Annotated in this window: 28 protein-coding genes and 1 riboswitch; of the genes, 27 read left to right on the plus strand and 1 reads right to left on the minus strand. The window is 69.6% G+C overall.

The window, feature by feature from the left end:
* From IEZ13_RS21825 to truA, 19 genes are all read left to right on the plus strand, one after another.
* Positions 1-186 (plus strand): type Z 30S ribosomal protein S14, encoded by a 186-nt coding sequence (locus IEZ13_RS21825; RefSeq protein ID WP_020513598.1) that lies wholly within the window; start codon positions 1-3, stop codon positions 184-186.
* A gap of 119 nt (positions 187-305) precedes the next feature.
* A complete protein-coding gene (rpsH, locus tag IEZ13_RS21830) occupies positions 306-713 on the plus strand; it encodes a 30S ribosomal protein S8 (protein WP_014440735.1) in 408 nt (135 codons plus the stop codon).
* A gap of 14 nt (positions 714-727) precedes the next feature.
* Positions 728-1,267, plus strand: a complete 540-nt coding sequence (rplF, locus tag IEZ13_RS21835; protein ID WP_183222840.1) for a 50S ribosomal protein L6 — start codon at positions 728-730, stop codon at positions 1,265-1,267.
* Complete coding sequence (gene rplR, locus IEZ13_RS21840) at positions 1,264-1,659, plus strand: 50S ribosomal protein L18 (protein WP_443611879.1); 396 nt, start codon at positions 1,264-1,266, stop codon at positions 1,657-1,659. The genes rplF and rplR overlap by 4 nt, the downstream gene beginning before the upstream one ends.
* Before the next feature lie 13 nt (positions 1,660-1,672).
* The gene (gene rpsE / locus IEZ13_RS21845; protein ID WP_106315548.1) at positions 1,673-2,296 is read left to right on the plus strand and encodes a 30S ribosomal protein S5; all 624 of its coding nucleotides are present in this window, start codon (positions 1,673-1,675) and stop codon (positions 2,294-2,296) included.
* Positions 2,296-2,478, plus strand: coding sequence for a 50S ribosomal protein L30 (rpmD, locus tag IEZ13_RS21850; protein WP_183222841.1), 183 nt, complete (start codon positions 2,296-2,298; stop codon positions 2,476-2,478). Before rpsE ends, rpmD begins: the two co-directional genes overlap by 1 nt.
* Positions 2,479-2,928, plus strand: a complete 450-nt coding sequence (rplO, locus tag IEZ13_RS21855) for a 50S ribosomal protein L15 (protein WP_183222842.1) — start codon at positions 2,479-2,481, stop codon at positions 2,926-2,928.
* Between the two features lie 466 nt (positions 2,929-3,394).
* Complete coding sequence (gene secY / locus IEZ13_RS21860; RefSeq protein ID WP_183222843.1) at positions 3,395-4,735, plus strand: preprotein translocase subunit SecY; 1,341 nt, start codon at positions 3,395-3,397, stop codon at positions 4,733-4,735.
* 72 nt (positions 4,736-4,807) lie between these two features.
* Positions 4,808-5,461, plus strand: a complete 654-nt coding sequence (locus tag IEZ13_RS21865; protein WP_183222844.1) for an adenylate kinase — start codon at positions 4,808-4,810, stop codon at positions 5,459-5,461.
* A gap of 83 nt (positions 5,462-5,544) precedes the next feature.
* Positions 5,545-6,378, plus strand: a complete 834-nt coding sequence (map, locus tag IEZ13_RS21870) for a type I methionyl aminopeptidase (RefSeq protein WP_183222845.1) — start codon at positions 5,545-5,547, stop codon at positions 6,376-6,378.
* Between the two features lie 34 nt (positions 6,379-6,412).
* Positions 6,413-6,835: a DUF1707 SHOCT-like domain-containing protein gene (locus IEZ13_RS21875; RefSeq protein WP_229794868.1), complete on the plus strand. Its 423-nt coding sequence runs from the start codon at positions 6,413-6,415 to the stop codon at positions 6,833-6,835.
* Positions 6,836-7,071: 236 nt separating this feature from the next.
* Positions 7,072-7,293, plus strand: a complete 222-nt coding sequence (infA, locus tag IEZ13_RS21880) for a translation initiation factor IF-1 (protein WP_007073013.1) — start codon at positions 7,072-7,074, stop codon at positions 7,291-7,293.
* A gap of 51 nt (positions 7,294-7,344) precedes the next feature.
* Positions 7,345-7,461 (plus strand): 50S ribosomal protein L36, encoded by a 117-nt coding sequence (rpmJ, locus tag IEZ13_RS21885; RefSeq protein WP_014440745.1) that lies wholly within the window; start codon positions 7,345-7,347, stop codon positions 7,459-7,461.
* 149 nt (positions 7,462-7,610) lie between these two features.
* Complete coding sequence (rpsM, locus tag IEZ13_RS21890; RefSeq protein WP_183222846.1) at positions 7,611-7,991, plus strand: 30S ribosomal protein S13; 381 nt, start codon at positions 7,611-7,613, stop codon at positions 7,989-7,991.
* Positions 7,992-8,008: 17 nt separating this feature from the next.
* Positions 8,009-8,416 carry a 30S ribosomal protein S11 gene (gene rpsK / locus IEZ13_RS21895; protein ID WP_014440747.1) on the plus strand — a complete coding sequence of 136 codons (408 nt, stop codon included), beginning with the start codon at positions 8,009-8,011 and terminating at the stop codon, positions 8,414-8,416.
* A 12-nt stretch (positions 8,417-8,428) separates the two neighbouring features.
* Positions 8,429-9,055 carry a 30S ribosomal protein S4 gene (gene rpsD / locus IEZ13_RS21900; protein WP_183222847.1) on the plus strand — a complete coding sequence of 209 codons (627 nt, stop codon included), beginning with the start codon at positions 8,429-8,431 and terminating at the stop codon, positions 9,053-9,055.
* An 85-nt stretch (positions 9,056-9,140) separates the two neighbouring features.
* Positions 9,141-10,163 (plus strand): DNA-directed RNA polymerase subunit alpha, encoded by a 1,023-nt coding sequence (locus IEZ13_RS21905; protein WP_093618743.1) that lies wholly within the window; start codon positions 9,141-9,143, stop codon positions 10,161-10,163.
* A gap of 36 nt (positions 10,164-10,199) precedes the next feature.
* On the plus strand, positions 10,200-10,757 hold the full coding sequence (gene rplQ / locus IEZ13_RS21910) for a 50S ribosomal protein L17 (RefSeq protein ID WP_183222848.1): 558 nt from the start codon (positions 10,200-10,202) through the stop codon (positions 10,755-10,757).
* Between the two features lie 85 nt (positions 10,758-10,842).
* The gene (gene truA / locus IEZ13_RS21915) at positions 10,843-11,658 is read left to right on the plus strand and encodes a tRNA pseudouridine(38-40) synthase TruA (RefSeq protein WP_183222849.1); all 816 of its coding nucleotides are present in this window, start codon (positions 10,843-10,845) and stop codon (positions 11,656-11,658) included.
* Between the two features lie 8 nt (positions 11,659-11,666).
* On the opposite strand, the gene IEZ13_RS21920 is transcribed toward truA, so the two are convergent.
* Positions 11,667-12,395 carry a hypothetical protein gene (locus tag IEZ13_RS21920; RefSeq protein ID WP_183222850.1) on the minus strand — a complete coding sequence of 243 codons (729 nt, stop codon included), beginning with the start codon at positions 12,393-12,395 and terminating at the stop codon, positions 11,667-11,669.
* A 95-nt stretch (positions 12,396-12,490) separates the two neighbouring features.
* Between IEZ13_RS21920 and IEZ13_RS21925 the strand changes: the two genes are divergently transcribed.
* The 8 genes from IEZ13_RS21925 (at position 12,491) to thiD (ending at position 18,915) form a co-directional block, all read left to right on the plus strand.
* Positions 12,491-13,108 (plus strand): class I SAM-dependent methyltransferase, encoded by a 618-nt coding sequence (locus IEZ13_RS21925; protein WP_183222851.1) that lies wholly within the window; start codon positions 12,491-12,493, stop codon positions 13,106-13,108.
* 28 nt (positions 13,109-13,136) lie between these two features.
* On the plus strand, positions 13,137-14,783 hold the full coding sequence (locus tag IEZ13_RS21930; protein ID WP_183222852.1) for an ABC-F family ATP-binding cassette domain-containing protein: 1,647 nt from the start codon (positions 13,137-13,139) through the stop codon (positions 14,781-14,783).
* Between the two features lie 34 nt (positions 14,784-14,817).
* Positions 14,818-14,928: riboswitch (TPP riboswitch) on the plus strand.
* Positions 14,922-15,506, plus strand: a complete 585-nt coding sequence (locus IEZ13_RS21935) for a thiamine phosphate synthase (RefSeq protein WP_183222853.1) — start codon at positions 14,922-14,924, stop codon at positions 15,504-15,506. Its footprint overlaps the riboswitch before it by 7 nt.
* The gene (gene thiO, locus IEZ13_RS21940) at positions 15,503-16,576 is read left to right on the plus strand and encodes a glycine oxidase ThiO (RefSeq protein WP_183222854.1); all 1,074 of its coding nucleotides are present in this window, start codon (positions 15,503-15,505) and stop codon (positions 16,574-16,576) included. The genes IEZ13_RS21935 and thiO overlap by 4 nt, the downstream gene beginning before the upstream one ends.
* Positions 16,573-16,773 (plus strand): sulfur carrier protein ThiS, encoded by a 201-nt coding sequence (thiS, locus tag IEZ13_RS21945; protein ID WP_183222855.1) that lies wholly within the window; start codon positions 16,573-16,575, stop codon positions 16,771-16,773. Before thiO ends, thiS begins: the two co-directional genes overlap by 4 nt.
* A gap of 2 nt (positions 16,774-16,775) precedes the next feature.
* Positions 16,776-17,519, plus strand: a complete 744-nt coding sequence (locus IEZ13_RS21950) for a thiazole synthase (RefSeq protein ID WP_183222856.1) — start codon at positions 16,776-16,778, stop codon at positions 17,517-17,519.
* Positions 17,513-18,151 carry a thiamine phosphate synthase gene (locus IEZ13_RS21955; protein WP_183222857.1) on the plus strand — a complete coding sequence of 213 codons (639 nt, stop codon included), beginning with the start codon at positions 17,513-17,515 and terminating at the stop codon, positions 18,149-18,151. Before IEZ13_RS21950 ends, IEZ13_RS21955 begins: the two co-directional genes overlap by 7 nt.
* Positions 18,148-18,915: a bifunctional hydroxymethylpyrimidine kinase/phosphomethylpyrimidine kinase gene (gene thiD, locus IEZ13_RS21960; protein WP_183222858.1), complete on the plus strand. Its 768-nt coding sequence runs from the start codon at positions 18,148-18,150 to the stop codon at positions 18,913-18,915. Before IEZ13_RS21955 ends, thiD begins: the two co-directional genes overlap by 4 nt.
* Positions 18,916-18,930: the final 15 nt, after the last annotated feature.

Raw genomic sequence — 18,930 nt, forward strand, 5'->3', positions numbered from 1 at the left:
ATGGCGAAGAAGGCGCTGATCCTGAAGGCTGCCGCGAAGCCCAAGTTCGCTGTGCGTGCCTACACCCGCTGCCAGAAGTGCGGTCGCCCGCACTCGGTCTACCGCAAGTTCGGCCTGTGCCGGGTCTGCGTGCGGGACATGGCCCACCGCGGTGAGCTCCCCGGCGTGTCCAAGGCCTCCTGGTAACTTCCGTCCTCCGGCCCGCCGTCCGCGGCGGGCCGTCAGGCGGACCCGAATGTAATGCCGCTTCGCCGTAGGCCTGAGCCCGGCTCGGGAACCCCGGCGAGAAAGGTTGACGAATACCCATGACGATGACGGACCCGATCGCAGACATGCTCACGCGTCTGCGTAACGCCAACCAGGCGTACCACGACAAGGTGACGATGCCCTACTCGAAGATCAAGGCGAACATCGCCGAGGTCCTCAAGGCTGAGGGTTACATCGCCTCGTGGACGTCTGAGGAGCCCGAGGAGGGCGCGGTCGGCAAGCGTCTGGTCGTTGAGCTCAAGTACGGCCAGAACCGCGAGCGCAGCCTCGCCGGCATCAAGCGCGTCTCGAAGCCGGGCCTGCGGGTTTACGCCAAGTCCGACGAGCTGCCCCGCGTGCTCGGTGGCCTCGGTGTCGCGATCATTTCGACGTCCCAGGGACTGCTGACCGACAAGCAGGCCCGCAAGCGGAGCGTGGGCGGGGAAGTCCTCGCCTTCGTCTGGTAACTGGAGACTTAGACATGTCGCGAATCGGACGTAAGTCGATCCCGGTCCCGGCCGGCGTCGACGTCACCATCACGGGGCAGACCGTCAAGGTCAAGGGCCCCAAGGGCGAGCTCTCGCACACCGTCGCCGAGCCGATCACGGTCTCGCAGGACGGCGGCGAGCTGGTCGTCAACCGCCCCAACGACGAGCGCAAGGCCAAGGAACTGCACGGCCTCTCTCGTACCCTGGTCGCCAACATGATCATCGGCGTCACCGAGGGCTACAAGAAGACGCTCGAGATCAACGGCACCGGTTACCGCGTGACCGCCAAGGGCAAGGACCTCGAGTTCGCCCTGGGCTTCTCGCACCCGGTCCTGGTTCCGGCGCCGGCGGGCATCACCTTCTCCGTCGAGAAGCCGACCCAGTTCACCGTCACTGGTATCGACAAGCAGCTGGTGGGCGAGGTCTCCGCGAACATTCGCAAGATCCGTCCGCCGGAGCCCTACAAGGGCAAGGGCGTCAAGTACCAGGGCGAGGTCATCCGCCGCAAGGCTGGAAAGGCAGGTAAGAAGTGACCGCCACGCTGCTCAAGCGCCGCAACGGCGGCGGCGTCGCCGCCAAGCGTGCCGTCGGCAAGGCGCGTCGGCACTTCCGGGTCCGCAAGAACGTCCGCGGCACCGCCGAGCGTCCCCGCCTGGTCGTCACCCGCTCCGCGCGGCACATCACCGCGCAGATCATCGACGACCTCAAGGGTCACACCCTGGCGTCGGCCTCCACCCTCGACGCTTCGATCCGGGGCACCGAGGGCGACAAGACCGCGCTGTCCGGCAAGGTCGGTGCGCTGCTCGCGGAGCGGGCCAAGGCCGCGGGGATTTCCAAGGTCGTCTTCGACCGGGGTGGCAACAAGTACGCGGGCCGCATCGCCAAGCTCGCGGACGCCGCTCGCGAAGCCGGACTCGAGTTCTAGGAGGGATTGACCAATGCCTGGTCAGCAGCGCCGAGGCGGCGGGTCCGGCGGTAACACCGAGGGTGGCAACCGCAGGGACAACCGCCGTGAGGGCGGTCGCGGCAACGCGCCCGTCGAGAAGACCCCGCACCTGGAGCGGGTCGTCGCGATCAACCGTGTCGCGAAGGTCGTCAAGGGTGGTCGTCGCTTCAGCTTCACCGCCCTGGTGATCGTCGGCGACGGTGACGGCACCGTCGGTATCGGCTACGGAAAGGCCAAGGAGGTGCCCGCGGCGATCGCCAAGGGCGTCGAGGAGGCCAAGAAGCACTTCTTCAAGGTTCCGCGGATCGGCGCGACCATCCCTCACCCCATCACGGGTGAGGCGGCGGCCGGCGTCGTGCTGCTCAAGCCGGCCTCTGCCGGTACCGGCGTCATCGCCGGTGGCCCGGTGCGTGCCGTGCTCGAGTGCGCGGGCATCCACGACATCCTGTCGAAGAGCCTCGGCTCGTCGAACCCGATCAACATCGTGCACGCCACCGTGGCCGCTCTGAAGGGCCTCGAGTCGCCGGAGATGGTCGCGAAGCGTCGCGGCCTGCCGGTCGAGGATGTGGCGCCTGCCGCCATGCTGGCGGCGCGTGCGGAAGCGGCGGTGCACTGATGGCGCGCTTGAAGGTCACCCAGATCCGGTCCGGTATCGGCCGTAAGCAGAACCAGCGGGAGTCCCTGCGGTCGCTCGGCCTGAAGCGGATCAACGATGTGGTGGTCAAGGAGGACCGTCCCGAGATTCGGGGCATGATCTTCGCCGTGAACCACCTCGTCACTGTCGAGGAGGTCGAGTAAATGGGGATCAAGGTCCACCACCTTCGCCCGGCGCCCGGTGCGAAGACCACCAAGACCCGCGTGGGTCGTGGTGAGGGTTCGAAGGGTAAGACCGCGGGCCGCGGTACCAAGGGCACCGGGGCTCGGAAGAACACCCCGGCGTCGTTCGAGGGTGGGCAGATGCCCATCCACATGCGGCTCCCGAAGATCAAGGGGCTGGGCAACCGGCCCCGCAACAAGGTCGTCTTCCAGGTGGTCAACCTGGACCGGCTGGCCGAGCTGTTCCCGAACGGCGGCGAGATCGGCCCGGCCGAGCTCGTCGAGGCCGGCGCGGTCCGCAAGGGCCAGCCGGTGAAGGTTCTGGGCTCGGGCGAGCTGGGCGGCGTGTCGCTGACCATCTCGGCGCACGCGTTCAGCGAGTCGGCCAAGGAGAAGATCGCCGCTGCCGGTGGTTCCGCCACCGAGCTGTAGGGCGTGAAACGGTAAGAGGCCGCGGTGCCGGGGGAACCCGGCGCCGCGGCCTCTTCCGTTGTTCCGGAAGTGGCGTAAACGGCCCTGTGCGGCGCGTGAGGCCCGGATTGCGCTGAGGACGCGTTGCCCATCGGGTGAGCGGTCAGAGCGCCGTGACGGCCGTCTCAGGCCGTTTGACTGAAATCCCGGTGGCGTATAGTGGCTGTCTTCGATGGCTTGGGGACGCCTTCCGGCCCGTGCCGTAGGGTGGGGCGGGCATTTCGATCGGGCGCGCAAGCACCCGGTTCAGCCATGAAGCCGGACACTTGTGTTGTACTGGGACATCGGCCGGTGCGATGCCGGTGGTTGCGCTCTCGGCCTTGCTGATACAGTGCTCCGCTGGCGGCCTATACGGCTGCTCAATGATGTGTGCCCGAAGTTCCGGGATACCGCAACCCAGAGTGTGGCGACCACGCAGGAGGATCAGTTGTTGTCCGCCTTCTCGAGCGCGCTTCGGACGCCTGACCTGCGGAAGAAGCTACTCTTCACGGTAGCGATTGTGGGGATCTACCGTTTCGGTGCCACATTGCCCAGTCCGGGCGTGTCGTACTCCAACGTTCAGGCCTGCATCAAGCTCACCGAGTCCGACACGAACGGCGTTCTCAACCTGCTGAACCTGTTCAGCGGTGGCGCGCTCCTGCAGTTGTCCGTGTTCGCGCTGGGCATCATGCCGTACATCACGGCGTCGATCATCCTGCAGCTGCTCACCGTGGTCATCCCGCGGTTGGAGCAGCTTCGCAAGGAGGGTCAGTCCGGCCAGGCGAAGATCACGCAGTACACCCGCTACCTGACGCTCGGCCTGGCCGTGCTCCAGGCGTCGGCGTTCGTGGCGCTCGCCCGTACCGGTCAGCTGTTCAACAACATGTGCGACCAGGACGACCCGGCCTACCAGATCATCCCCGAGAACACCGGCATCCCGATGTGGCTCACGCTGAGCCTGCTCGTGATGACGATGACCGCCGGCACCGGCGTGGTCATGTGGCTCGGCGAGCTGATCACCGACCGCGGCGTCGGCAACGGCATGTCCGTCCTGATCTTCACCTCGATCGCGGCCCGCCTCCCCGGTGAGGGCTGGAGCATCAAGGAGTCCAGCGGCACTGGCAAGTTCTTCCTGGTGATCGGCCTGGTCCTGGTCATCATCGCGCTGGTCGTCTTCATCGAGCAGGCGCAGCGCCGGATCCCGGTCCAGTACGCGAAGCGCATGATCGGCCGGCGGATGTACGGCGGAACCTCGACCTACATCCCGCTCAAGGTGAACCAGGCGGGTGTCGTCCCGGTCATCTTCGCGTCCTCGCTGCTCTACCTGCCGCAGCTCTACCTGCAGTTCTTCGACCAGAACAAGCTCAAGGGCTACCAGGTCTGGATCCAGAACTACCTGGCCAACCCGACCCACTGGCTGTACATCGCGGTCTACTTCCTGCTGATCATCTTCTTCACGTACTTCTACGTGTCGATCACGTTCAACCCGACCGAGGTCGCGGAGAACATGAAGAAGTACGGTGGTTTTGTTCCGGGTATCCGCCCGGGCAAGCCGACCGCCGACTACCTGGACTTCATCCTCAGCCGGATCACCCTGCCGGGTGCGCTGTACCTTGGTCTGATCTCGGTCCTGCCGAACTTCTTCTTCATCTGGCTGAACCAGCAGCAGTACCAGAACTTCCCGTTCGGTGGTACCGCGGTGCTGATCATGGTGGGTGTGGGTCTGGAGACGGTGAAGCAGATCGAGAGCCAGCTCATGCAGCGGAACTACGAAGGGTTCCTCCGGTAGTGGGTACGCGGGGCCGGGGGGGCTCTGGCGTCGGTGGGCGTGGTTTCTCAGGACCGAAGCGAGGCGATGTAGGTGCGGCTGGTACTGGTGGGCCCTCCGGGGGCCGGCAAGGGGACCCAGGCTGAGTTCATCGCCGCCCATCTCGCCGTACCGAAGATCTCGACCGGGGACATCTTCCGGGCGAACGTGTCGCAGGGGACGCCGCTGGGCGTCGAGGCCAAGCGCTACATGGACGCCGGGCAACTGGTCCCGGACGAGGTCACCATCAACATGGTGCGCGACCGGCTCGCCGAGCCGGACGCGAGCGACGGTTTCCTGCTGGACGGCTTCCCGCGCACCGTGCCGCAGGCCTCGGCCCTGGACAAGCTGCTGGCGGACCTGGGCACCGCGCTGGACATCGTGATGGAGCTCGTGGTCGACGACGACGAGGTCATCCGGCGGCTGTCCGGCCGGCGTACCTGCCGGGGCTGCGGCAAGATCTGGCACGTCGAGTTCGACCCCACCAGCAAGCCGGACATCTGCGACCGCTGCGGCAGCGAGCTGTTCCAGCGCGACGACGACAAGGCCGAGACGATCGCCAACCGTCTCGTGGAGTACGCGGACAAGACCGCGCCCCTGATCGACTTCTACGGCGCCCAGGGCAAGCTGGTGGGCATCGACGCCACCGGCCCGGTGGAGGACGTCACCGTGCGCGCGATCGACGCTCTCCGGTCGTACGGCGGCTGAGTCCGCCGACCGATTCACCGAGCCGCCCCGGGGTATCCCGGGGCGGCGGCATTTCTAGGACGAAGAGGGTTAGGCTCACCGCCATGCGCCGCCAAGAGCTGAACATTCAGCTGAAGACTCCCGAGCAGATCGAGAAGATGCGGGCGGCCGGTCTGGTCGTCGCCGCGGCTCTGGACGCGATGCGCGCAGCGGTCGCTCCGGGTGTCTCCACCGCCGACCTGGACGCCATCGCCGAGAAGGTGATCCGGGACGCCGGCGCGATCCCGTCCTTCAAGGGCTACCACGGCTTCCCGGCGTCGATCTGCGCCTCGGTGAACGAGCAGGTGGTGCACGGTATCCCGAGTGCCGAACAGGTGCTCCGGGAGGGCGATCTGATCTCGCTGGACTGCGGCGCGATCCTGGAGGGCTGGCACGGCGACTCGGCGATCACGGTCGGCGTGGGTGAGACCGACCCGGCGCTGCTGCGGATGGCCGAGGTGGCCGAGGACGCGATGTGGGCCGGGATCGCGGCGGCGGCCCGCGGGATCGCCAACGGCCGGGGCAAGCTGACCGACATCTCGTTCAACATCGAGCGGTCGATCCGCAAGGCCGGCCGGTACGGGATCGTCGACGGCTACGGCGGCCACGGCATCGGCACCGAGATGCACCAGGACCCGCACGTGCTGAACCACGGCAAGCCGGGCCGGGGCATCCGCCTCGAGGTGGGCCTGGCCCTGGCGATCGAACCAATGATCACGATGGGCTCGCCGCGGACCGTGGAGCTGGAGGACGGCTGGACCGTGGTGACCCGGGACGGGTCGCGTGCCGCGCACGTCGAGCACACCATGGCGCTGATGGAGGACGGGGTCTGGGTGACCACGGCGCCGGACGGTGGCCGGGCTCGTCTGGGTGAACTGGTGACCGCCCGGCAGGCATAGATCGCGGTGGCCCGTCCCTGGCATGCTGTGACGCATGGGGCATGAGGGGATGCGGGCCGGCGACAGCGACCGGCAGAAGGTCGCCGACCAGCTGAAGGCGGCGCTCGACGAGGGCCGGCTGGATCTGAGCGAGTACGACGACCGCGTCCAGCGGGCCTACGCGGCGAGGACCTACGGGGACCTGGACGGGCTGCTCGACGACCTGCCCGGCACCATCCCGGTGGAGAAGTCGCAGGTCGTGCCCCATGAAGGGGTTTCCGGGCCGGTCGAGAAGCCGGCCTCGAAGCATCAGGGGCGCTCCGGCTTCCCGGGCATGCTGGCGGTCTTCGTGGTCTGCACGCTGGTCTGGGCGATGAGCAGTCTGGGCTCGGGGGAGCTCCAGTATTTCTGGCCCGGCTGGGTGTTGATCCCGGTTGTCTTCGCCTTCTTCGCCCAGTTCGGGAAACGACGCCACTAAGGCCGATATGGTCGAGTTGTCTGTCAGGAACACGCCCGACAGCGGGTTACGCAACCCTCGGTTTGGCGTCGCTGTTACAGGCGCGTAGACTGGCTCGCTGGCGCGTAGCGTCCACTCCCTCATGTCCTCAAGCGCTTCGAGGAACCGGGGGAGCCGTGGCTGGTCCGGGTCATTTCGACCCGGAAACGACGTTGCGCAAGCCTGCCCCAAGAACCCGATGTCAGGTAGCGGAGGACATGCCAAAGAAAGACGGAGCCATCGAGATCGAAGGCCGAGTGATCGAGCCTCTGCCGAACGCTATGTTCCGCGTGGAGCTCGCCAATGGTCACAAGGTCCTGGCACACATCTCCGGGAAGATGCGCCAGCACTACATCCGCATCCTTCCCGAGGACAGGGTCGTCGTCGAGCTGTCGCCGTACGACCTGACCCGTGGGCGCATCGTCTACCGCTACAAGTAAACGAGGGTCGCGGGGTTTTCCCACCCGTCTGACTGAGAGTTAAGGCAAACCGTGAAGGTCAAGCCGAGCGTCAAGCGGATCTGCAACAACTGCCGGGTCATCCGGCGGCACGGCCGGGTCATGGTCATCTGCTCCACCGACCCGCGCCACAAGCAGCGCCAGGGCTGAGTCCCGCGCAGGATCCGCACCACTGAAGAAGCTCGTCCCAGTCGTGGTCGTCCACGGCTGTACCCCCGGTCGGAGGCCGGGGCCCGCCAGGGCAGGTGGGGTGGGACGGGCACAGACCTCCGCGATCACAACGAGGAGTACGCCCAGCAATGGCTCGTCTCGTCGGCGTCGATCTTCCCCGCGAAAAGCGGATGGAGATCGCGCTCACCTACATCTACGGCATCGGCCGTACGCGCGCGGTCGAGGCACTGACCGCGACCGCGATTGACCTGAACAAGCGCGCCAAGGACCTCTCGGACGAGGAGCTGGTTCAGCTCCGCGACTACATCGAGTCCAACTTCAAGGTTGAGGGCGACCTGCGCCGCGAGGTCGCCGCGGACATCCGCCGCAAGGTCGAGATCGGCTGCTACGCCGGTATCCGCCACCGCAAGGGTCTGCCCGTCCGGGGCCAGCGGACCCGTACCAACGCTCGTACCCGCAAGGGTCCGAAGCGCACGGTCGCCGGTAAGAAGAAGCCCGGTCGGAAGTAATAGGAGCGCACTGACTTATGCCACCGAAGGCACGCGCTGGGGCCGCTGTAAAGAAGGTCCGGCGCAAGGAACGCAAGAACGTCGCCCACGGGCAGGCGCACATCAAGAGCACCTTCAACAACACCATCGTGTCGATCACCGACCCGACCGGTGCGGTCATCTCCTGGGCGTCGTCCGGGCAGGTGGGCTTCAAGGGCTCCCGCAAGTCGACCCCGTTCGCCGCGCAGCTCGCTGCCGAGGCGGCCGCCCGTCGTGCCATGGAGCACGGCATGCGCAAGGTCGATGTCTTCGTCAAGGGCCCCGGTTCCGGCCGGGAGACCGCCATCCGTTCGCTGCAGGCCGCCGGCCTCGAGGTCGGGCAGATCTCCGACGTCACGCCGCAGCCGCACAACGGATGCCGCCCGCCGAAGCGCCGCCGGGTTTAAGGAGGAGCTGAGATGGCTCGCTACACCGGAGCGGACTGCAAGCGGTGCCGCCGCGAGAAGATGAAGCTGTTCCTCAAGGGGAGCAAGTGCGACGGGCCGAAGTGCCCGTTCGAGTCGCGTCCCTTCCCGCCCGGCCAGCACGGCCGCGGTCGGACCAAGGAGACCGAGTACCTGCTCCAGCACCGTGAGAAGCAGAAGGCGCGCCGCGCGTACGGCGTGCTCGAGAAGCAGTTCCGCGGTTACTACGAGGAGGCTGTCACCAAGCCCGGCAAGACCGGTGAGGTGCTCCTCCAGATCCTCGAGTCCCGCCTCGACAACGTCGTCTACCGGGCCGGCTACGCCGCGTCCCGCGACATGGCCCGGCAGCTGGTCAAGCACGGCCACTTCCTGGTCAACGGCGTCAAGGTGGACATCCCCTCGTACCGGGTGAAGGAAAAGGACATCGTCACCCTGCGCGAGAAGTCGAAGGAGCTCACGCCCTTCGTCGTTGCGCAGGCGCAGGCCGGCTCCCGGCCGGTCCCGGCGTGGCTCGAGCCGATCCCCAGCGAGATGAAGATCCTGGTCCACACGCTTCCGGCCCGCGGTGTCATCGACACCCAGGTCCAGGAGCAGCTGATCGTGGAGCTTTACTCCAAGTAACAGGGTTGCCCGGCGTCTCTCTCGAGGCGCCGGGCAAAACGGACGGCCATCAAATAGCGGGTGGCCCGACAGAAAGAAGAACAGCGTGCTCATCAGCCAGCGGCCGACCCTCTCGGAGGAGTCGCTCAGCGAGACCCGCTCCCGGTTCACCATCGAGCCTCTGGAGCCGGGCTTCGGTTACACCCTCGGTAACTCACTGCGGCGGACCCTGCTGTCGTCCATCCCGGGCGCGGCGGTCACCAGCATCAAGATCGACGGCGTGCTGCACGAGTTCACCACGATCCCCGGTGTCAAGGAGGACGTGGTCGAGCTGGTCATGAACGTCAAGGAACTGACCGTCAGCTCCGAGCACGACGAGCCGGTCAGCATGTACCTGCGTAAGCAGGGCCCGGGCGACGTGACCGCCGGCGACATCCAGCCCCCGGCCGGTGTCTCGGTGCACAACCCCGATCTGAAGCTGGCGACCCTGAACAGCAAGGGCCGGCTGGACATGGAGCTGACCGTCGAGCGCGGTCGTGGCTACGTCACCGCGGCGCAGAACAAGAACGCCGGCGCCGAGATCGGCCGCATCCCGGTCGACTCGATCTACTCGCCGGTGCTCAAGGTCACCTACCGCGTCGAGGCGACCCGTGTCGAGCAGCGCACCGACTTCGACCGCCTGATCATCGACGTCGAGTCGAAGGCGTCGATCTCCCCCCGGACCGCGCTGGCCTCGGCCGGCTCGACCCTCGTCGAGCTCTTCGGCCTGTGCCGCGAGCTGGACGAGACCGCCGAGGGCATCGACATCGGCCCGTCGCCGCAGGACGCGCAGCTCGCTGCCGACCTGGCCCTTCCGATTGAGGAGCTGGACCTCACCGTCCGGTCGTACAACTGCCTCAAGCGCGAGGGCATCAACTCGGTGGGCGAATTGATAGGGCGTACCGAGGCCGACCTTCTGGACATCCGGAACTTCGGCCAGAAGTCGATCGACGAGGTCAAGATGAAGCTCGCCGGAATGGGCCTGGGCCTGAAGGACAGCGCGCCGTCCTTCGATCCCGCGCACGTGGTCGACTCGTTCGGCGACGTGGACTACGACACCGACGACTACCGCGAGACCGAGCAGCTCTAAGAGCTCGGCTGCGCCTTTTCTCAAGGAGCATCTGAAATGCCCACGCCCACCAAGGGTGCCCGCCTCGGCGGCAGCCCGGCTCACGAGAAGCTCATCCTGGCCAACCTGGCCACCGAGCTCTTCCGGCACGGGAAGATCAAGACCACCGAGTCGAAGGCCAAGCGGCTGCGCCCGCTGGCTGAGCAGCTCGTCACGAAGGCCAAGCGCGGCGACCTGCACGCCCGTCGCCGGGTGCTGGCCACCGTGAAGGACAAGGACGTCGTGTACGCCCTGTTCGAGCAGATCGCTCCGCGGTACTCCAACCGCCCCGGTGGGTACACCCGCATCACCAAGATCGGCCCCCGCAAGGGTGACGCCGCCCCCATGGCGGTCATCGAGCTGGTCGAGGAGCTGCAGGTCGCGGCCACCACCTCCGGCCCGTCGAAGGAGGCCCGCAAGGCCGCCGCGCAGCAGGCCAAGGTCGAGGCGCTCGCGCCCGAGGAGGAGGTGCCCGCCAGCACCGACGCCGACCAGGACGCCGAGCCGCCGGTCTCCGCTTCCGGTGACAAGGGCGCCGAGGGCGACAAGGCCGAGGGCGACGAGCCCAAGGCCTGAGTTTGATCGCTGAGAGGCCCGGCACCCACTCTGGGTGCCGGGCCTTTCTCTGCAGGACCATTCATTCGTACGGGCGAGGACGGTAATGACGGAGACGGTTCGGCTGCGCCTGGACGTGTCGTACGACGGCGCCGACTTCTCCGGCTGGGCGGCACAACCGTCACGCCGTACCGTCGCCGGGGTTTTGATCGAGGCCTTCGCCCGCCTGCTGGGGCCGGAGACGGCGCTCGGGCTCACCGTGGCCGGCCGCACCGACGCCGGGGTGCATGCCACCGGCCAGGTCTGCCACGTGGACCTGCCGGCCGAGCGCTGGACCGAGCTGGAGTCGTCGCTGTTGCGGCGTCTCGCCGCGCTGATGCCGCCGGACGCCCGGGTGCGGGCGCTGGCGCCGGTGCCGGACACCTTCGACGCCCGGTTCTCGGCCACCTTCCGGCGCTACGAGTACCGCGTCGCGGACACCCCGTGGGGTCCGGAGCCGCTGCGGCGCCACGACACCCTCGGCTGGGTGCGCCCGCTCGACCTGGACCGGCTCAACGCCGCCGCGGCCGGGCTCCTGGGCGAGCACGACTTCGCGGCGTTCTGCAAGCGCAAGGAGCACGCCACCACGATCCGGGCGATCAACCGGCTGGACTGGCGCCGCGACCCGGACGGGGTCTGCGTGGCGACCGTGCAGGCCGACGCGTTCTGCCAGGCCATGGTGCGCAGCCTGGTCGGGGCGATGCTCACGGTGGGGGACGGTCGCCGGGACCCGGAGTGGCCGGCCAAGCTGCTCACCCTGCGGCAGCGGTCCAACGACGTGGTGGTGGCCCCGGCGCACGGGCTCACCCTGGTGGCGGTCGGGTATCCGGGCGAGGCCGAGTATGCCTCCCGCGCCGAGGCGACCCGCCGCCTGCGCGCCTGACCCGGAACTCAGACCCGGCGGGACAGGACGGTCTCGCTCAGGTAGACGTCGAGCAGGTCGTGGGTGAGCTGGTCGAGCTGCGGTTCGTCGGCGGGGACCAGGGCGCCGTCCGGGCCGGTGATCACGCAGTACATCAGGTAGTGGCCGCGGGTCCGCCACACCACCGGGGTGCCCGCGCCGGTCGCCTCACCGGACATCTGCGCGAACCCGCCGTCACCCGACTCGACCAGGGAGCGGACCTGGTCGCCGACGGCCGTCGCGCCGGTGGCATCGGACAGGTTCAGCATGCCGGCGGTCACCCGGTAGTCGGCGTACGGGACGGTGAGGGCGGCCCGGACCGCCTGCGAGCACCCGTACCGCTGAAGGGTGAAACGCAGGGCGCCGGTGACCGCGACCGTGCAGTCGGCCGTGAGGCCGGTCTCCTGTACGCCGAAGGCGGTGGAGCCGCTGGGGAAGACCTCGGCCTCGGTGAGCGGCTCCGGATCCACCGCGCGTGAGGCGATGAGCTGGTCGATCTCGGCGGCGGCGAGCCGGCGTGGGGTGGTGTCGCGCTCGTCGGCGACGAACAGGACGCCCAGCATGACGCAGATGCCGAGCACGATGAGCGCGGCCAGACCGCGGGTCAGCAGGTGAGCGGTCCGGTACGGCTCACGCCAGGCGTGCCGTTGGGACCGCGCCGGCCGTCGATGCCGGCTCGGCGCGGAAAGCCGGATCAGGCCGGGGGTGGCGTGCCGCATCCGCTCAAGCTAGGCGCGCACACTGATCTATGAACGCACACGGTGTCCGCCACCCCGCCGCCGTCATGTTCACCATTGCGCGGGAGACTTGGCCGGTGAGCGCCGACCACTACTTCTCCGCCGAGCCGGACGCGCCGATGCGCCGGGGCGAGATCGAGTTCAACGTCGCCGGCCGGGACTACCGTCTGGCCGTCGCCTCCGGGGTCTTCTCGGCCGGCCGGCTCGACCCGGGCACCGCGGTCCTGCTGCGCAAGGCCGGGTTGCCGGGCACGTCCACCGAGGGCGCCCTGCTCGACCTGGGCTGCGGCTACGGCCCGATCGCGTGCGTGCTGGCCAGTGAGGCGCCGGGCGTCACCGTCTACGCCGTCGACGTCAACGCGCGGGCCCGTGACCTGGCGAGCGAGAACGCCGAACGGCTCGGTCTGGCCGGCCGGGTGCTGGTGCGGGCCCCGGAGGAGGTGCCGGCCGACGTCACCTTCACCGAGATCTGGAGCAACCCGCCCACCCACATCGGCAAGGCCGGGCTGCACACGCTGCTGGAGAGCTGGCTGCCCCGGCTCGCCCCGGACGGGGTCGCCTGGCTGGTGATCAACCGGAACCTGGGTGGCGACTCGCTGCACTCCTGGCTCGCCGGGCTCGGCTGGACGGTCGAGCGGACGGCCAGCCAGCGAGGCTTCCGGGTGCTGCGGGTCACCGGAAAATCGACTGACTGAATCGGCCTGTACAGGGAGGATGCCCGGCATGGGTTACGTGGATGTCGCCGGCGCCGGGTTCGTGCTCCCGGACGGGCGTGAGCTCTTCACCGACGTGTCGTTCCGGGTCGGCGAGGGCGCGAAGGTGGCGCTGGTCGGGCCCAACGGCGCCGGCAAGACCACGCTCATGCGGATGGTGGCGGGCGACATCCCGACCCAGAGCGGCGTGATCGCGCGATCCGGTGGGCTCGGTGTCATGCGGCAGTTCATCGGGATGATCGGCGACGACCGTACCCTCGAGGATCTTGCTCTTTCTCTCGTGCCACCGGCGCTGCGCGCGGCAGGCGAGCGACTGAGCACGGCCACCGCGGCCCTCGACGAGACCGAGAAGACCCAGATCGCGTACGCGAACGCGCTCGCCGGCTGGGGTGAGGTCGGCGGATACGACGCCGAGGTGCTGTTCGACACGGTGGCGGTGTCCATCCTCGGCCGGCCGTGGGAGGAGACCCGGCACCGGATCGTGCGGACCCTCTCCGGCGGCGAGCAGAAGCGGTTCGCCCTCGACCTGCTGCTCCGCGGCGCCGACGAGGTGCTGCTGCTGGACGAGCCGGACAACTTCCTCGACGTGCCCGCGAAACGCTGGCTGGAGCAGCGGCTGCGCGAGTCGAACAAGTCGGTGCTGTACGTCTCGCACGACCGGGAGCTGCTGGCCCAGACCGCGGACCGGGTGGTCGCCGTCGAGGGCGGCGGCGCGTGGACCCATCCGGCCGGGTTCGCCTCCTGGCACGAGGCCCGGGGTCACCGCCACGAGCGGCTCGAGGAGAACCGGCGGCGCTGGGACGAGGAGCACGAGAAGCTCAAGGAACTCGTCCTCACGCTGCGGAACAAGGCGGCCTTCAACGACGGGCTGGCCTCGCGCTACCAGGCCGCGCAGACCCGGCTCCGCAAGTTCGAGGAGGCCGGGCCGCCGCCACTGCCGCCCAAGGACCAGGCCGTGAAGATGAACCTGCGCGGTGGGCGGACCGGGAAGCGGGCGGTCATCTGCGAGCAGCTCGAGCTGGAGAACCTGACGTTCCCGTTCGACGTGGAGATCTGGTACGGCGACCGGGTCGCGGTGCTGGGCGCCAACGGCACCGGCAAGTCGCACTTCCTGCGGCTGCTCGCGGCCGGCGGCAGCGACCCGGATCTGGAGCACAAGCCGGTGGACGGGGCGCCGCTGGCGTACGTGGCACACGACGGGGTGGCGAGGCTCGGCGCGCGGGTCCGGCCCGGGCACTTCTCGCAGACCCACGACCGGCCGGAGCTGGTGGAGAAGACGCTGGTCGAGATCCTGTGGCGGGGCGACGAGCACCGGTCCGGGATGGACCGGGCCGGTGCCATGAAGGCGCTCAACCGGTACGAGCTGGCGGCCCAGGGCGACCAGCGGTTCGGCACGCTCTCCGGTGGGCAGCAGGCGCGGTTCCTGGTGCTGCTGCTGGAGCTGTCGGGGGCCACCCTGCTGCTGCTCGACGAGCCCACCGACAACCTGGACCTGGCCTCGGCGGAGGCGCTGGAGGAGGGGCTGAAGGCGTTCGACGGCACGGTGATGGCTGTCACCCACGACCGCTGGTTCACCAGGTCCTTCGACCGTTTCCTGCTGTTCAGGGGCGACAACGAAGTTGTCGAGGTCCCTGAACCGGTCTGGGACGTCCGCTAGATTTTCCGGTCACGGACCAGTTATGGTCCGGTTACGACCAACCCACGGGAGTCCGGGCACCGGGCTGAGAGGGGGGCTGATGCGGCCCCCGACCGTCGAACCTGATCCGGGTCATGCCGGCGCAGGGAGGAGTGCTTCATGCGCATCGCCTTTCCCCGTATCCATGTCATAACAGACACACTTGATGTGGTGCGTGGTGTCGCGGGGCTCGATGACATCGCGGTGCAGATCCGGGTGAAGACCAACGACGCCCAGGCGTACGAACTGGCCGTCGCCGCCGTCGAGATCTGTCGCCCGGCCGGCACGATGGTGCTGGTCAACGACCGCGTCGGGGTGGCTCTCGCGGCGGGCGCGGACGGCGTCCACGTCGGCGCCGACGACCTGCCGGTCGAGGTCGTCCGGCAGGTTCTCGGGCCGGCCGCGATCGTCGGCGCCACCTGCCGGACACCCGCGGCCGCGCGGGCGGCCGTCGCCGCCGGAGCGAGCTACCTCGGTGCCGGGCCGGCGTTCCACACCTCCACGAAGGACGGGCTGCCACCACCGCTCGGGCCGGCCGCGATCGCCGCGGTCGCCGAGGCGGTTCCGGGTACGCCGGTCCTCGCGATCGGTGGGATCACCGCTGACCGGGTGCCGCTTCTCGCGGTGCACGGTGTGGCGGCGGTCTCCGCCTTCGCGGCGGACCCGAAGGGAGCTGCCGCGGAATTCCTGGCGGTTCTGCCATGACCGCCGGATCCACCGCGGCCCCGGACCCGATTTCGGTCGGCGCCGAAGTCGGCCCGCGCGTCGCCGTCGTCGGGGGCGGCATCATCGGGCTCGCCATCGCCGCCGAGCTGCTCGACCGCGGGGCCGACGTCACCGTCTACGACCCGGCGCCCGCCGGGACGGACGGGGCCTGGCACGTCGCGGCCGGGATGCTTGCGCCCGGTGGTGAGTCGGCCTTCGAATACCCGCACCTCACCCGCCTGCTGGAGGCCTCCGGCGAGCTGTGGCCGTCGTTCGCCGCGCGGCTCGGTGACGTCGGCTACGACGAGGCGGGCACCCTCTCGGTGGCGCTCACCGCCGATGACGTGGCCGATTGCGCACGCGAGTGGAAGCACCAGAAACTTGCCCGGCTCAGCGGGTCCCAGCTGCGGGACCTCGAGCCGGCGCTGTCGCCGCGGGTGCGGGCCGGGGTCTTCGCGCCGACCGAGATCCAGGTCGATCCGCGCAAGGTGGTCGCGGCGTTGCGAGCTTTCTTGGAAGGTCGTATCCGCTCTCGGAGTATTTCCGACTTGTCAGAATTGGAGGCCGAGGTGACCGTGGTCGCGGCCGGCTGCGGGACCGCCACCCTCACCGGGCTGCCGATCCGGCCGGTGAAGGGCCAGGTCCTGCGCCTGCGCGGTGAACCCGGCCTGCTCCGCCACGTGATCGACGGCGCGGCCGACGGACGCCACGTCTACCTGGTCCCGCGCGCCGACGGTGAGGTCGTGGTCGGCGCCACCCAGGAGGAGCGCGCCGACCGGCAGCTCACCGCGGGCGGTGTGCACGACCTGCTGCGGGCCGCCCTCGACCTGGTGCCCGGCCTGGCCGAGCACGAGATCACCGAATGGACCGTGGGTCACCGGCCGGGCAGCCCGGACAACGCGCCGCTGCTCGGGTTCCTGGACGACAGCCACCGCACCGTGGTCGCGGCCGGCCACCACCGCAACGGGATCCTGCTCGCCCCGATCACCGCACGACTCATCGCCGACCTGGTGCTCACCGGCTCGGCGGACCCACTGCTGGAAGCGTTCGCGCCCGGGAGGTTCGGATGAAGCTGACGATCAACGGCCAGACCCAGGACCGGTCCGGCACCTGCTCGGTGGCGACCCTGGTCGCCGAGATCATCGCGGCCCAGCGCGGGGTCGCCGTGGCGGTCAACGGGACGGTCGTGCCACGGTCCGCGTGGGGGCAGGTCGACCTAGCCGACGGCGACCGGATCGAGGTCCTCACCGCGGCGCAGGGAGGGTGACGATGTTCCTTCCGGAGAACGGGCTGATCCTCGGCACCGGCGGGGCGAACAGTCTCGCCGCCCTGGAGGAGGCCGTCGTCGCGTCCGAGACCACGCTGGTCACCGTGGCGCTGCGCCGGGTCGACGCGGCCGGGCCCGGACTGCTGCCGATGCTCGACCGGCTCGGCGTGCGGGTGCTGCCCAACACGGCCGGCTGCTACACCAGCGGGGACGCGGTCAAGACCGCGCAGATGGCCCGGGAGGCGTTCGAGACCGAGCTGATCAAGCTGGAGGTGATCGGCGACGAGCGGACCCTGCTGCCGGACGGTGTGGAACTGCTCAAGGCCGCGGAGATCCTGGTGGCGGACGGGTTCACGGTCCTGCCGTACACCAGTGACGACCCGATCCTGGCCCGCCGCCTGGCCGACGCCGGGTGTGCCGCCGTCATGCCGGCCGGTTCGCCGATCGGCTCCGGGCTGGGGATCTCCAACCCGCACCACATCGAGTTGATCGTGCAGAGCGTCGACGTGCCGGTGGTTCTCGACGCCGGGATCGGCACGTCCTCGGACGCCGCCCTCGCCATGGAGCTCGGCTGCGACGCGGTCCTGATCGCCAGCGCCATCACCCGCTCCGACGACCCGGCGGCGATGGCCGCGGCGATGCGGCACGCGGTCACGGCCGGCCGGCTCGCCCGCGCCGCCGGGCGGATCCCACGCCGCTTCCACGCGCTGGCGTCCACCCAGGACGACGGGATCGCCGAATGGTGACCCCCGGCGGGCTCGTCGTGCTCACCGATCGGCGGTCCGCCGCCGGGCCGTTGTCCCAGGTGGTCGCGGCGACGGTCCGCGGCGGCGCGGCGTGGGTCATTCTGCGTGAGCGCGATCTCCGGTACGCCGAACGCGCGGCCCTGGCAGCCGAGTTGCGATCGTCGCTGCCCCCGGGCCGGTTGATCGTCGCCGGCCCGGACCCGTTGGGCGGCGACGCCGTGCACCTGGCCGGTGGCGATCCGCTGCCGTCCGGGATCCCGCTGGTGGGCCGCTCCTGGCACGGGACCGAGTCGCTGTCCGGTGTGGACTACGTGACGGTCTCGCCGGTCTACCTCACCGAGTCCAAGCCGGGGTACGGTCCCGCGCTCGGGGCCACGGGGGCCGCCGAGTTGCGTGCGCCGGTGCCCTGGCTGGCGCTCGGCGGGATCGACTCGCCGTCGCGGGCGGCCGACTGTGCGGCGGCCGGAGCGGCGGGGGTCGCGGTGATGGGCGCGCTGATGCGGTCACCCGACCCCGAGTCGACGGCCCGGGAACTGGCGACCGCGTTCGCCGCCGCCGTCCCGGCCGGCTCTCCGGGCTGTTTCGCGCCCGTCGAGACAGCGCCCACGGCCAGCCGCGGGGGTGGGTGGTGACCCCGCCGGTGGTGTTGACGATCGCCGGGTCGGACTCCGGCGGGGGCGCCGGGATCCAGGCGGACCTGAAGACGTTCGCGGCGCTGGGGGCCTTCGGGACGTCGGTGATCACGGCGATCACGGCGCAGAACACGCTCGGCGTCACGGCCATCCATCCGGTGCCCGCCGAGATCGTCGCCGCGCAACTCGACGCCGTGCTGTCGGACCTGCCGGTGGCCGCCGTGAAGGTCGGGATGATCTCCGACCCGGCGGTGGCCAAGGTGATCGCCGCCCGTGCGGCCGAGCTGCCGAACCTCGTCGTCGATCCGGTTCTGGTGGCCACCGCGGGCAGCCGGCTCGGTGAGGTGGACGTGGTCGGGGTGCTCACGGCGTACCCCTGCGTCCTGACACCGAACCGGCACGAGGCCGGCGCCCTCCTCGGAAGGGTGATCGAGACGGCCGAGGAGATGGTCTCGGCGGCGGCCGAGCTCGCGGCGCGTGGGCCGCGCGCCGTCGTGGTCACCGGGAGTGAGCTGGCACTCGACGTCCTGCATCACGCGGGCCGGACCGTGCCGCTGCGCGGGGAGCCGGTGGCGACCGTGAACAACCACGGCTCGGGCTGCACCTTCTCGTCGGCGATCGCGGTGCGGCTGGCGGCCGGTGATCCGGTTCCGGAGGCGGTCGCGGCGGCCAAGGAGTACGTGAATCGCGGCCTGCGTGGTGGCGCTCAGTGGCGGCTCGGGGCGGGACCCGGGCCGCTGGACCACTTCGGCTGGTCCGTCTAGATCTTCCGGCCGGGG

It is taken from the genome of Actinoplanes campanulatus, from assembly GCF_014647795.1.
GTDB classification, from domain to species: domain Bacteria; phylum Actinomycetota; class Actinomycetes; order Mycobacteriales; family Micromonosporaceae; genus Actinoplanes; species Actinoplanes campanulatus.